The following is a 13633-nucleotide window of genomic DNA, read 5'->3' on the forward strand; positions in this document are numbered from 1 at the left end:
TCCTCGATTGGCAAACTTTTGCCAAAACCGTACGTTTGTACTGGCATAGATGCGCACAAACCGTTGTATACTTGGAAATATTGGATCGCATGGTGTCGCTGCATTTATGAACAAGATGCGAAAGTTTTGCCTGAGCTTGCTTTGAGAATGGTAAAAGCAACGTGCGCGACGTTTACTTTCGTTAAAACAAACGACAACGCGACCGCCCCAAATGCATAAGATGCGGGGCAGCCAATCGCAGGGAACCGGCGGTGGCTTAGTCCAGCCTGATAATAGACAATGTCATCCCCAGCATTGTGCCCATGCTGTCAGAGAACGGCGCGTAGTCCATACGCAATTTTTTGCCGTCTTCTTCGACCGGTACAGTCAAAGGCTCGCGAAGCCTGAATACTTCGCTGGCGCTTTTTGTGATGCTCGGAAAGCCGTCTGGCAAACGACATAATGAAAGGTGCATGCCGGTTTGAGGCAATTCTTCGATCTCGAAGAACTCCAAAGCCTGGGTTGACGCGCGGCGAATGATAAGTGCCTGATCCACCACCAAAACAGGGTAGGGGGTGCTGTTCAAAACCGCCGACAATTCAATCGTCACACTTTGCAATTCGCTTGAATTGATCTGCATTTCTTCGTTGACGGTGATCAGCTCTTCGTTGGTTGATTGCAATTCCTCGTTTGAGGTTTCCAGTTCTTCGTTGGTTGATTGCAATTCTTCATTGGTGGACTGCATTTCTTCGTTTACGGCCTGCAATTCTTCGTTAGAGGTCTGCAACTCCTCCACCGTTTGCTGAAGCGCTTCACGTGTCGACTGCATTTCGTTTTCGATTTGCAGAATGTATTTTGTGCGTTCCTTGTCAGACAAAGACTCCACGATGGTTTCGGTGTCCGTTTCGGTGCGGGTGACCATAGCCATCAAAAAGTGGTTTTCGCCATTGGGGTTGATGATCGGATAGCAAACCAAACGGACCTCGTTGAAATCCAGCCCTGCAATTTTGTGCCACCGCCCGCCACGCGCGATTTTCGCTTTGGCGGCCATAGAAATCAAACTGGGTGCCTCGTCGCGCAAGCCTGCACGCAGAATACGGGTGTTTAACGTCAGCGTCGTATCTTCTGTCAGCTGCATGATCGGGGTTATGTCCCCAAAGACACGTACAATGTTGCTGTTTTGCATGGCTATAAAGCCATTGGGCGCGACGGATTTTGCCAGCGCGTCGAACATCTGGATTTCGGCCTCCGACACGGCGGCGTTTGTTGCTTTGGTTTGCGAATTGGCTTGCGCGATCGAGCTACCAAGCCGGCGCTGGTCCATAAAGCCCGCGACCCCGTCACGTCGTGCCAAGTTACGCTTGGAATAGATTTTGTCTGCTCCTGCGCGGGCTTCAAACTGGACATCCAGCGCCCCGACAGTTTCTGAAGTGCCCAGAAACAACAACCCGCCAGGGCTGAGGGCGTAATGAATCCGGTTGAGTACCCGTTCCTGCAACAGCGCGTTAAAGTAGATCAGGACGTTGCGCAGTGTGACCAGATCGACGTTGATAAAGGGCGGGTCCTGAAAAATGTTATGTTTCGAGAACAACGTGATGGCGCGAATTTCGGGAGACACCACCAGATTACCGCCTGTAGTTGTGAAATAGCGTTCCAGATACTGGGGCGGAATGTCTTGCGCGGCGGTGATCGGGTACACGCCTTTGCGTGCAACCTCCAAAGCGCGTTCGTCGATGTCTGTGGCAAAAATCTGGACAGAATTTTTTTCCAGCACCTCGGGCCCACCCAGCGCTTCGGATATCAGAATGGCCAGTGAATAGGCTTCTTCGCCGGTCGCACATCCCGCAACCCAGATGCGCAATTGCTGGCGTTGACGATTACGGGCCAAAGTTCTGACTTCTTCGGCCAACTGTTCAAACTGTCTGGGATCGCGGAAAAAACGCGTCACAGAAATCAGCAAATCGCGGTGCAATGCGTCAACTTCTTCCAACGAGGTCCGGCAGTGCTGCACGTAGCTTTCGTAGTCGTCGATGCCCAAAGCCACCATACGGCGGTTGATCCTGCGATTGATGGTGTTGTCTTTGTAGTCGCGAAAATCGATGCGCGTGCGGGCCAGTAGGATCTGCAGCAGTTCCGATAACCGGTTCGGTTGGTCGTTGATGTGACGCAGCGCATCAAAGTCGCGTGGAACCGACAGGATTTTCTCCAGATGCTGGCCCATTTGTGCAGGTGTCAGCGTCAAGTCAACGCAGCCTGTTTCAATGGCAGATGCGGGCATGCCATCATATTTGGCGGACGCAGTGTCTTGCGCAATCGTGATGCCACCAGATTCGCGGATGGCTTGCACGCCATAGGATCCGTCGGTGCCTGTGCCGGACAATACGATCCCCACGCAACGATCCCCGCAATCTGCTGCGATGCTTTTGAACAAGCGATCCGCCGACGGTTTGGGCGTTGCAGGATGGCCGCTGGGATTGTGCAGGCTGATTTTGCCGTTCTCGACCATCACATCAAGATTTGGCGGCGTGATGTAGATTGTGTCGGGTTCCGGGGTGATTTCATCTTTCAATTCGACCACAGGCAATTTGGTCTCACGAGAAATCAATGACGTCAGCAAGCTTTTGTGTGTCGGCGACATGTGCTGCGCCATGACATACACCGCATTTGCCGAAATCGGCAGATTTTGCACCAACAATGACGCAGCTTCCAAACCACCAGCAGACGCTGCAATACCTACAAAAATCAAACCATCAGTGTCAGACATTCTGTCCCCACGTACTTTCATATTTCTATGCCGCACCATAGCCTTGCCATGAAATTCATGTTGGCTTTGCGCTAAGCTGTCCCGCCCGTATTCGGACCCCATCCTTGCTGAATGTCTTCCATCCTGTGTCGTGACGCAACCACAAGTCGCATCGATGCAGATGCAAACCTGTGTCAGCGGTGTCTGCTTTTGGGTCAATACGTCTAAAGTAGACTGTTCAACGCAGATTCCGAGCGATTTGAGGGCAAGAACCAAGCCGTTCCGTCAAAATGTCTCAGAATGCATTGTGATGCGCCGGATCAAAAGACAGTTGCAAATGCGGGTGACAGTGCCTTCCATCTCACTTAACACTTACAGAATAATGATGCCCTAAGCGGCGCATGAATGAAGAAAAGGGAGATAAAACATGTCACTTACTCGGAAATCGTTTCTGCATTTGGCAGGGGCCGCGGCACTTGCAATGGGGTTCGGTGCAACGTCGGCGGCCGCTCAGGAGGTGACTTTGTCACTGCACCATTTCCTGCCAGCGCAAGCCAATGTGCCGAAGCTGGTGCTGGATGTCTGGGCCGACAACGTTGAAGAGGCCTCTGGCGGGCGCATCAAAGTGGATCGTTATCCGTCCATGCAGTTGGGCGGTAAGCCCCCTGAATTGATGGACCAAGCCATCGATGGCGTGGCCGATGTCGTCTGGACAGTTGTCGGGTATTCACCGGGCCGCTACCCGTCCACAGAAGTGTTCGAACTGCCGTTCATGATGACGGAAGCAGGCGCAGGCCCTGTCAGCCGCGCCTATTGGGAAATGTTCGAAACCCACATGAAAGACACCGAATTCAGCGATGTGCATATTCTTGGCACGTGGGTGCATGGTCCGGGCATGTTGCACACCAACAAAGAAGTGAAGACACCAGCCGATATGGCGGGTCTGAAAATTCGCGGTGGGTCACGGTCTATCAACACGTTCCTGAACAAGCTGGGCGCAACCCCTGTCGGTATGCCTGTACCAGCTGTGCCTGAAGGGCTGTCCAAAGGTGTGATCGATGGCACAACAATCCCGTGGGAAGTCACAGCTGCGTTGAAAGTGCCGGAACTGGTCAGCAACCACACAGAATTTTCCGGTGTGTCGCTTTACACTTTGACCTTTGTTCTGGCGATGAACAAAGACCGTTACGAAAGCCTGCCTGCTGATCTGCAAAAGGTGATCGACGACAACTCTGGTCTTGAGTTCTCTGTCTTTGCTGGCACCACCCAGCAAGGTGCAGACGGTCCGGCGCGGGACGCAGCTGTTGCGCGTGGCAACAACATCGTAACCGTTGAGGGCGACGCTGTTCAGGCATGGCGCGATGCCGCGCAACCTATCTATGACGAATGGGTCGCGGATATGGACGCCAAAGGCAAAGACGGCCAAGCGTTGATCGACGAGGCCCGTGCCTTGATCGCAAAATACTCAGCCGAGTAAACCAAAGCCAACACCAATAACCGCGGCGCGTGACCTGCGCCGCGGTTTTGCGTAACATCAGGCGACGCCATGCATACTTTCTTCCGATCTCTTGCCCGTATCACTGCCATCATTGGTGGGTTTGTCCTGATTGCGATTATCGTGCTGACAACATTGTCTATTGTCGGGCGATCTCTGAACAAATTCATGCACTCAGATTTTGCAAATTCGATCTTGGGTGGCTTTGCCAATCGCGTGATCGAAATGGGCGTCGGGGAAATCAACGGCAGTTATGAATTGCTTGAATCCGGTGTCGCTTTTGCCATTTTTGCATTTTTTCCGATCTGCCAGCTGTATAACGCCCATGCGACTGTGGATGTGTTTACATCCGCTTTGCCGCCGCGCGCTTTGCGCGTGCTGCGCGCGTTTTGGGAAGTTGTGCTAAGCGTCACGATCATCTTCATTTCATGGCGCTTGTATGAAGGCATGCAACGCTACATCGGGAATGGTGAAACGACCTTTTTCCTGCAAATGCCTGTCTGGTGGTCTTATGCCGCCAGCTTCACCGCCGCTTGCGTGGCATGTTTAACAGCCATCTATTGCGCGATTTTACGCGTGGGTGAGGCCACAACAGGTCGCACATTGCTGCCAGAGAATTGATATGACCGCATTTCTTGATCTTTTGCCGTTCGCGGATATGTCGCGTCTGGAACTTGGGTTCTGGTCCTTTCCTGTGCTTTTGGGGCTGATCTTTCTGCGTGCGCCCATTGGCCTTGCGATGTTCCTTTGTGGCATCGGGGGGTGGTATTTCGCGATGAACGGCAATCCAACGCCGCTTCTGTCCAAGCTGAAATCCGAAACCTACACGACATTTTCCAGCTATTCGCTGTCGATCATTCCATTGTTCTTGTTGATGGGACAATTCGCGACCCTTTCGGGCATGTCCACATCGCTGTTCAAAGCGGCAGAAAGCTTTCTGGGGCACCGTAAGGGCGGTGTTGCAATGGCCGCTGTCGGGGCCTGCGCCGGTTTCGGGGCGATTTGCGGATCATCTTTGGCCACAGCCGCCACTATGGGCAAAGTCGCTTTGCCAGAGCTTCGCCGCTACGGCTATTCCGGTGGGTTTTCCACTGCAACTCTGGCCGCCGGCGGCACGTTGGGCATCCTGATCCCCCCGTCCGTGATTTTGGTAATTTACGCAATCATTACGGAACAAAACATTGCCAAACTGTTCCTTGCGGCCTTCGCGCCGGGCGTTTTGGCCGCCGTTGGATATATTCTGACGATCTCGATCTATGTGCGATTGTTCCCCGGATCTGCTGGTACACGCCCGCCTGTGCCCATGGCTGAACGTTGGAAGGCACTTGGCAATACGTGGCCTGTTCTGGCCATTTTCGGACTGGTTGTGGGCGGCATCTATGCGGGCTGGTTCACCCCAACGGAAGGATCGGCCATTGGCGCGGCTGGCACCGGGCTGGTGGCGTGGATGTCTGGCAATTTGAAGTGGCCCGCATTTAAGGAATCGTTGCTGGGCACCGGAAAAACCACCGCCATGATCTTTTTCATCGTGCTGGGCGCGGGGTTCTACAACGGGTTCTTGGCGCTGTCTGGCGTGCCTCAGTATCTGGCGGATTACGTGCTGGACCTTGGGCTAAGCCCTTGGGTTGTGTTGGCCATCATCCTGGCATTTTACATGATCTTTGGCTGTGTCATGGACAGCTTGTCGATGATTTTGCTGACAGTGCCGATCTTCTTTCCGGTGATTTCCGCGATGGACTTCGGGATGAGCCCCGAACATGTCGCCATCTGGTTCGGTATTCTTGTTCTGATCGTTGTCGAGGTCGGATTGATCACACCGCCTGTTGGTATGAACCTTTTCATTATCAACGCGATGGACCGCGAAACACGCATTACCGAAACCTATAAAGCGGTTATGTTCTTTGTCGGGTCTGACATTGTGCGTGTGGTTATTTTGGTGGCGTTTCCGGCAATCACGTTGTTCCTGATACCCTAGCAGACACGCTGCATTAAAATGCATTTTTTGGATTAGTGTTTGCGAGGAAAATGTCCTGATTGCAGGATAATGCATGTTATAGCCACGTTGGGGGGAGAACGGAGCCATGGCCAATGCCGCAGTGTACTTTGTAGACAGACACGTCGAAGAAGGGCGTGGCGACAAGGTTGTGTTTCGCGAATACGGAACGGGGCGCAGCCTGACCTATGGTGCATTGGCGGCACAGTCTGACATTGCGGCCGGGGCGTTCAACCGCGCGGGTATCACCCCCGAAGACAGGGCCGCGATGCTGGTGCTGGACACGATTGAATTCCCGCAAATTTTCTGGGGGGCCATCAAACGCGGGGTGATCCCTGTACCGCTGAACACTTTGCTAACTGCCCCTATCTACGATGCGATTTTGCGCGATGCACGGGCGACGATATTGTTTGTGTCTGACGCGCTCTTTGACACTGTTGCCCCTATATTGGCGGACAATCCCTATTTGCGGCATGTGGTCGTGATTGGAAACGCAGCAAAAGGCAACACAAGCTTTGACGATTTCATGCAAGACGCCCGCCCCGAACGCGCGTTCGACGCCAGCGACGATGAAACTGCGTTCTGGCTGTATTCCTCGGGATCTACAGGTGCGCCAAAAGGTGTGCATCACGTCCATTCGGCGTTAAAAGCCACCTGTGACACCTACGGCGCCCAAGTGCTTGGTATCCGCGAAACAGACACGGTGTATTCGGCAGCAAAGTTCTTTTTCGCCTATGGTTTGGGCAATGCAATGAGCTTTCCGATGTCGGCAGGTGCCACCACCGTTCTGTTCGCTGGGCGGCCTACACCAGACGTGGTCGTCGACATTTTGAACACGGAAACCCCGACGATTTTTTTCGGTGTGCCTACGCTGTATGCGGCGATGCTGGCCTACATGGATGCGCACGGCCCGGTCATCGCACCACTGCGATTGTGTGCGTCGGCGGGTGAAGCTTTGCCTGCAGATGTTGGACAGCGATGGACGGCTATGATGCACATCGACATTCTGGACGGGGTCGGATCTACCGAGATGTTGCACATCTTTTTAAGCAACGCGCCGGGGAATGTAACCTATGGCACCTCCGGACGTCCTGTTCCGGGGTATGAGGTGCGGCTTGTGGATGATGCAGGCGTGGACGTCCCGACAGGAGAGGTCGGTGAGTTGTTGGTGAATGGTGCATCCTCGGCGGGCGGGTATTGGAACCAACGTGACAAATCCCGCGCCACGTTTGAAGGGATGTGGACCCACACGGGTGACAAATATGAACGCCGCGAAGACGGGCTGTTTGTGTACTGCGGGCGCACGGACGACATGTTCAAAGTGTCCGGCATTTGGGTATCACCCTTCGAGGTAGAATCCGCGATAGTGGCCCATGCCGACGTGTTGGAGGCCGCTGTCGTCGCGCACAAAGATGCGGACGGGCTGGAAAAGCCCAAGGCCTTTGTTGTATTGAACAGCGGCGTGTCCGCTGACGGGATCGGCGAGATGCTAAAAACCCACGTCAAAGACAAGATTGGCAAATGGAAATACCCGCGTTGGGTCGAGGTGGTAGACGATTTGCCAAAAACGGCGACCGGTAAAATCCAGCGCTTTAAACTGCGCGAGGATACCCAATGACAGCCCCTTGGACTTCGGCGCCAGACGCACGCCTGCATGTCGGAGACGCAGACCTGGAATACGCCTGCTTCGGGCCCACCCCGGATCAGGCGCCCACACTAGTGATGTTGCACGAAGGTCTGGGCAGTCTGAGCCTTTGGCGCGATCTGCCGGAACGCTTGGCAGCTGCAACAGGCTGGGGCGTTGTGGCATATTCGCGTGCCGGTTACGGGCAGTCATCAACTGTGCCGCTTCCACGGCCAATGGATTATGCGGATCGCGAAGCCAAAGATGTTCTGGGTGCTGTGTTGGATGCTTTGGGTGTTGGGTCCTGTGTGTTGATGGGCCACAGCGAAGGCGCTTCGATCTGTGCCATTTACGCGGGCTCTGTGTCTGACATGCGTGTTCGTGGTTTGGTGTTGATCGCACCGCATTTCTTTGCGGACCCGCGCGGTTTGGCGCATATGTCGTCGGTGCGGAAGGCGTATGAAACTGGTGGATTGCGCGAGAAGATGGCGCGCCATCATGCTGACCCTGATGTTGCGTTTTTTGGCTGGCATGACCGTTGGACGCACCCCGATCAGGTTCGGTGGAATATCGCGGATTCAATCGACCATTGGCGTATTCCTGTGTTGGCTATTCAAGGATCCGAGGATGCCTACGGGTCTTTGGATCAAATCACAGAAATCGAAGATCGCATTTACGCGCCTCTTGAAATGCTGCTTTTGGATGATATTGGCCACATGCCCCAATTTGAAGCGCCAGACGTCACCCTGACCGCCATCACCGAATTTTGCACGCGACTGCAGGCGTTTGAGCAATCGCCATCACCCATTGTCTGACACCGTCCCTTGGCCGCCGCATGCGTATGTGCCGGGACAAAATGCGCGGCACCCCGAAGGGTGGTTTGATGATATAAAAGCGTCAGTTGCGTCGGACGCTGCCGTCCAAGACACGCAAGCATGGTCAGTGGGGCTCAAATACCTGCAAGCCGGCTATTTTTGGGAATGCCACGAAGTATTGGAAGCCGTTTGGTTGGCTTTGCCTGATCCATCGCCTGAACGGGATGTGACGCAAGCCATCATCCAGCTTGCCAATGCCCGCTTGAAACACCGTATGGGAAAGCCAAACGCCGTGTTGCGCCTGTGCGATATGGTTGATGCGCTTTTGAAAGGGCACGCAGGCACGATGCTGGGGTTGGATGTGCAAATGATTGCATCTTGGGTTCACCAAACCAGAGTAACGATTAGCAAATAATGCTTTAAAGTGCATAATTGTGTAGGTTTTGGCATCTCCAAGTGCCGCATTGCACTGAACTGTTGTACTATATTTCTCAAAATACAGGTTTGTGCGGAAGGCGGCCCATGACAAAGCGTATCGATTTTCAAACAGATCCAAGCCAATATCGGCATTGGCGGGTCGAATATGACGGCCCGATTGCCAATCTGTTTATGGATGTGGATGAAAACGCAGGTCTGTTTGAGGGCTACCAGCTCAAGCTCAATTCCTACGATCTGGGTGTCGACATCGAATTGGCAGATGTGGTGCAGCGTATGCGGTTTGAACACCCTGAAGTGAAGGTTGTTGTCATGCAATCGGGCAAAGACAAAGTGTTTTGTGCCGGCGCCAATATTCGCATGTTGGGCGGGGCCGCGCACAGCCATAAAGTCAACTTTTGTAAATTCACAAATGAAACGCGCAACACTTACGAAAAGGCCTTGACTGACAGCGATCAGAACTACATTTGCGCAATAAAGGGGGCCTGCGCGGGTGGCGGATACGAACTGGCGTTGGCATGCAACCACTTGATGTTGACCGACGACAGCGCATCGTCTGTGTCTTTGCCTGAAGTGCCGTTGTTGGCGGTTTTACCGGGCACCGGCGGGCTGACACGGGTCACCGACAAGCGGAAAGTACGGCGTGATCGGGCGGATGTTTTTTGTTCCGTTGAAGAAGGTGTGAAAGGCAAACGCGCCGTAGAGTGGGGTCTTGTGGATGAGGTTTTTGCCAACTCCAAATTTGACGAAGGGGTTAAAATGCGCGCCGCGGAATTGGCCGCGGGCCCGTCCAAGGCCGGAGCCGCAACAGGCATCGCATTGCCGCCACTGCAGCGCGAGATTTCGGAAACAGCTTTGACCTATTCAACGGTTTCTGTTGCCCTTGATCGGGCGGCCCACCGTGCGACGATCACGATAAATGGTCCAACGGATGATGCGCCGACCGATATGGGCGCATTCACCACATTGGGTGCACAGGCATGGCTTCTGCGGTGCGCCCGCGAACTTGACGATGCGATTTTACACTTAAGGTTCAATGAGTTGAAATTGGGTTTGATCGCGTTTCAAACTGTAGGTGATCCGGTCCGTGTCGCCGCACACGAAGCGCTTTTACTCAACAATTGCGATCACTGGCTGGCCAATGAAGTGCTGCAATATTGGAAGCGGGTTCTAAAGCGCGTTGATGTAACGTCTCGATCTCTGGTGGCTATTGTTGAACACGGCAGTTGCTTTGCTGGTCCCTTGGCCGAACTTTTGTGGTCGGCGGACCGCAGCTACATGATGCTGGAGGAATTTGACGACGATGATCGGTCCGAGGCCACCATCATGCTGACATCGGGCAACTTTGGAACATATCCGATGAGCAATGATTTAACCCGTTTGCAAACGCGTTTTTTGGGCAGCCCGGATGACGTTGACGCCTGTAAGGCGCAGCTGGCTGCGCCATTGTTGGCCCAAGACGCAGAAGCCCTTGGCCTTGTCACCTACGCATACGACGACATCGACTGGGAGGATGAAGTCCGCCTGTTCATGGAAGAACGCGCCAGTTTCAGCCCCGACGCGATGACTGGCATGGAGGCCAATCTGCGTTTTGCTGGGCCAGAGACTATGGAAACCCGCATTTTTGGCCGTCTGACGGCATGGCAGAACTGGATTTTCCAACGCCCCAATGCCGTGGGCGAGGAGGGTGCGTTGCAGCGTTACGGGACGGGCGTGCGTGGCACATACGACATGAAGCGGGTGTGATGCACCGTGCACTGCATGGGCGCAGTTGAGAATTTAATGAGATGAAACCGTAAGGTGTGGCTTGCCGCACCATGCCTCTGAGGAGATGATGATGGACTTGATGAACGTAAGCTATGACACGCAAATCCCCAACAATGTGGGCCTGTCCCAAGACAAGAAGGTTCTGAAAGCACTGGAGAAATGGCATCCCGGCTACATCAACTGGTGGAACGATCTGATCCCGCAGAATTTTCAGGACAGCATGGTTTACTTGCGCACCGCCGTTTCCGTTGACCCCAAAGGCTGGGCCAAATTTGATTACGTGAAGATGCCGGAATACCGCTGGGGTGTTTTGCTGGCCCCTGCTGTCGAGGGCCGCACCATTCCCATGGGCGAGCACTACGGCGAACCTGCGTGGCAGGAGGTGCCGGGCGAGTATCGCAACATGCTCAAGCGTTTGATTGTTATTCAAGGCGACACGGAGCCGGGCTCTGTTGAGCAGCAGCGCTTTCTGGGTCTGACCGCCCCGTCGCTGTATGACATGCGCAACCTGTTTCAGGTCAATGTCGAGGAAGGCCGTCACCTGTGGGCAATGGTCTATTTGCTGCAAAAGTACTTTGGCAAAGACGGTCGTGAAGAGGCCGATGACATGTTGGTCCGTTCTTCCGGATCCGACGATGCCCCCCGCATGTTGGGCGCGTTCAATGAAGAAACGCCTGATTGGCTATCGTTTTTCATGTTCACCTATTTCACCGACCGCGACGGTAAAATGCAGCTTGAAAGCCTTGCCCAGTCTGGCTTTGATCCTTTGTCTCGCACCTGCCGTTTCATGCTGACCGAAGAAGCCCACCATATGTTTGTTGGTGAAACCGGCGTTGGCCGCACCATTCAAGCAACGCTGGAAGCGATGGCTGCCAATGGTATCACCGACCCCTATGACATCAACAAAATCCGTGACTTAGGCGTCATCGACCTGCCGACTATCCAGAAAAAGCTGAACCTGCACTACACCCTGAGCCTCGATCTGTTTGGCCAAGAGGTCAGCACCAACGCTGCCAACGCTTACAATTCCGGCATCAAGGGCCGCTACATGGAGCAGCGCATTGATGATGACCATAAGCTGCACAATGACACCTATGCTGTGACCTCGATTGTCGATGGCAAGATTCTGACCGAAGATGTCCCCGCCCTGACCGCCATCAACATGCGCCTGCGCGACGACTATGTGCGCGATGCCTCTGGCGGTGTCGGGCGTTGGAACAAACTGATCGCAAAGTCGGGCGTGGAATTTGCGTTCAAAATGCCACATGAAGGCTTCCACCGCCAGATTGGCGTGTTTTCCTCTGTAGCGGTTGATCCCGACGGCAACATCATGTCGACAGACGAATGGACCAAGCGCCAACATGAATGGCTGCCCACCAAAGCGGATGGCGATTTCATCACATCGCTGATGAAGCCCTGCTTTGAGCCCGGCAAATACGCGACATGGATCGCACCCCCGAAGGTTGGCATCGACAACAAGCCCGGCGATTTCGAATATGTAAAGTTGCATATGGCATGACCCACCCCACGCCTTTCAAACAACACCTGATCGACCCGGAAATTTGCATCCGCTGTTACACGTGCGAAATGACGTGCCCGATAGGGGCGATCACCCACAACGACGACAATGTGGTTGTGGATGCCGACAAATGCAATTTTTGCATGGACTGCATCCCGGTTTGTCCAACGGGGTCAATCGACGAATGGCGGGTGGTCGATACACCCTATTCTTTGGACGCACAGTTCGAATGGGAAGAGCTGCCCGTTCAAGAAGACATCGCCCCGGCGCAGGGCACGGGCGACGGCGATGGCACGGATGATGTGATTGCCCGGCTTTTGGCGGAAGCACACGCAGGTGCCGGTGGTAAAGCCAAAGCACCGGCAACTGCGTCTAAACCAACTATCAACATGTACACATTGGGCAAACCTGCGACCGCCACAGTGCAGGGCAACTACCGTCTGACCGAAGAAGACAGCGACGGGGATGTGCGCCATATTATTCTGGATTTGGGATCGCTGCCGTTCCCTGTGTTGGAAGGGCAAAGCGTGGGTGTCATAGCGCCCGGTACCGACGCGCAAGGCAATCCGCATTTGCCCCGACTATATTCTGTGTCCAGCCCAAGGGATGGTGAGCGGCCCGGCTACAACAATTTGTCTTTGACGGTGAAGCGCGAAGACGACGGCCTGTGTTCAAATTTCCTATGTGATTTGTCCAAAGGCGACACCGTGCAAATCACAGGGCCATTCGGGGCGACATTTCTTTTGCCATCCGATCCGCAGGCACAGGTTTTGATGATATGCACAGGAACCGGATCCGCCCCGTTTCGCGCCATGACAATGCACAGACAGCGTGAAATGCCATCGGTTACAGGGGCTTTGTCACTGGTGTTTGGTGCCCGCAGTCCGCGGGATTTACCCTATTTTGGACCACTGAAAAAGGTGCCTGACAGCTTCTTGCAAAAGTCTTTTGCCTTCAGCCGAATGGGCGATGCCCCGAAAGTATATGTGCAGGATAAACTACGCGAGAATATGGATGATATCGCAGCTTTACTGTCCCATCCGAAAGGTCACATTTACATTTGCGGATTAAAGGCGATGGAAGCTGGTGTTGAGGAAGCACTGGGCGATATTTCCAGACAAGCCGGATTTGACTGGACTGAAAAACGCGATGAAATGCGTGACAACGGGCGGTATCACGTCGAAACATACTAGGCAGGTGCGCCATACCTTGCCTGCGACAACCCACCGCAGGCAGGGCGCTTTTAAAATTCGACCAGTTTTG

At 54.0% G+C, this 13633-nt stretch carries 10 protein-coding genes; 9 read left to right on the plus strand and 1 reads right to left on the minus strand.

Going from position 1 to position 13633, the window contains the following annotated elements:
• Positions 1 to 256: 256 nt before the first annotated feature.
• Positions 257 to 2743, minus strand: a complete 2487-nt coding sequence (locus ASD8599_RS03365) for a CheR family methyltransferase (protein ID WP_108827226.1) — start codon at positions 2741 to 2743, stop codon at positions 257 to 259.
• A 406-nt stretch (positions 2744 to 3149) separates the two neighbouring features.
• Here ASD8599_RS03365 and ASD8599_RS03370 point away from each other — a divergent pair, with 406 nt between their 5' ends.
• The 9 genes from ASD8599_RS03370 (at position 3150) to boxA (ending at position 13563) form a co-directional block, all read left to right on the plus strand.
• Positions 3150 to 4199, plus strand: a complete 1050-nt coding sequence (locus tag ASD8599_RS03370) for a TRAP transporter substrate-binding protein (RefSeq protein ID WP_245925913.1) — start codon at positions 3150 to 3152, stop codon at positions 4197 to 4199.
• A 69-nt stretch (positions 4200 to 4268) separates the two neighbouring features.
• Positions 4269 to 4838 (plus strand): TRAP transporter small permease, encoded by a 570-nt coding sequence (locus ASD8599_RS03375; protein ID WP_108827227.1) that lies wholly within the window; start codon positions 4269 to 4271, stop codon positions 4836 to 4838.
• 37 nt (positions 4839 to 4875) lie between these two features.
• Complete coding sequence (locus ASD8599_RS03380) at positions 4876 to 6192, plus strand: TRAP transporter large permease (protein ID WP_108829979.1); 1317 nt, start codon at positions 4876 to 4878, stop codon at positions 6190 to 6192.
• A 106-nt stretch (positions 6193 to 6298) separates the two neighbouring features.
• On the plus strand, positions 6299 to 7828 hold the full coding sequence (locus tag ASD8599_RS03385; RefSeq protein WP_108827228.1) for a benzoate-CoA ligase family protein: 1530 nt from the start codon (positions 6299 to 6301) through the stop codon (positions 7826 to 7828).
• Positions 7825 to 8649, plus strand: a complete 825-nt coding sequence (locus ASD8599_RS03390; RefSeq protein ID WP_108827229.1) for an alpha/beta fold hydrolase — start codon at positions 7825 to 7827, stop codon at positions 8647 to 8649. The genes ASD8599_RS03385 and ASD8599_RS03390 overlap by 4 nt, the downstream gene beginning before the upstream one ends.
• Positions 8642 to 9064, plus strand: a complete 423-nt coding sequence (locus ASD8599_RS03395) for a DUF309 domain-containing protein (protein WP_108827230.1) — start codon at positions 8642 to 8644, stop codon at positions 9062 to 9064. Before ASD8599_RS03390 ends, ASD8599_RS03395 begins: the two co-directional genes overlap by 8 nt.
• A 107-nt stretch (positions 9065 to 9171) precedes the next feature.
• Positions 9172 to 10830, plus strand: coding sequence for a 2,3-epoxybenzoyl-CoA dihydrolase (boxC, locus tag ASD8599_RS03400; RefSeq protein ID WP_108827231.1), 1659 nt, complete (start codon positions 9172 to 9174; stop codon positions 10828 to 10830).
• Between the two features lie 88 nt (positions 10831 to 10918).
• The gene (gene boxB, locus ASD8599_RS03405) at positions 10919 to 12370 is read left to right on the plus strand and encodes a benzoyl-CoA 2,3-epoxidase subunit BoxB (protein ID WP_108829980.1); all 1452 of its coding nucleotides are present in this window, start codon (positions 10919 to 10921) and stop codon (positions 12368 to 12370) included.
• Complete coding sequence (boxA, locus tag ASD8599_RS03410; RefSeq protein ID WP_108827232.1) at positions 12367 to 13563, plus strand: benzoyl-CoA 2,3-epoxidase subunit BoxA; 1197 nt, start codon at positions 12367 to 12369, stop codon at positions 13561 to 13563. The genes boxB and boxA overlap by 4 nt, the downstream gene beginning before the upstream one ends.
• Positions 13564 to 13633: the final 70 nt, after the last annotated feature.

The sequence above is a fragment of the Ascidiaceihabitans donghaensis genome, assembly GCF_900302465.1.
GTDB classification, from domain to species: domain Bacteria; phylum Pseudomonadota; class Alphaproteobacteria; order Rhodobacterales; family Rhodobacteraceae; genus Ascidiaceihabitans; species Ascidiaceihabitans donghaensis.

Coding starts and splice junctions, on each gene's coding strand:
- boxC (WP_108827231.1), top strand. CDS start 9,172: ATGACAAAGCGTATCGATTTTCAAACAGATCCAAGCCAATATCGGCAT.
- ASD8599_RS03365 (WP_108827226.1), bottom strand. CDS start 2,743: ATGTCTGACACTGATGGTTTGATTTTTGTAGGTATTGCAGCGTCTGCT.
- boxA (WP_108827232.1), top strand. CDS start 12,367: ATGACCCACCCCACGCCTTTCAAACAACACCTGATCGACCCGGAAATT.
- ASD8599_RS03380 (WP_108829979.1), top strand. CDS start 4,876: ATGTCGCGTCTGGAACTTGGGTTCTGGTCCTTTCCTGTGCTTTTGGGG.
- ASD8599_RS03385 (WP_108827228.1), top strand. CDS start 6,299: ATGGCCAATGCCGCAGTGTACTTTGTAGACAGACACGTCGAAGAAGGG.
- ASD8599_RS03375 (WP_108827227.1), top strand. CDS start 4,269: ATGCATACTTTCTTCCGATCTCTTGCCCGTATCACTGCCATCATTGGT.
- ASD8599_RS03390 (WP_108827229.1), top strand. CDS start 7,825: ATGACAGCCCCTTGGACTTCGGCGCCAGACGCACGCCTGCATGTCGGA.
- boxB (WP_108829980.1), top strand. CDS start 10,919: ATGATGGACTTGATGAACGTAAGCTATGACACGCAAATCCCCAACAAT.
- ASD8599_RS03370 (WP_245925913.1), top strand. CDS start 3,150: ATGTCACTTACTCGGAAATCGTTTCTGCATTTGGCAGGGGCCGCGGCA.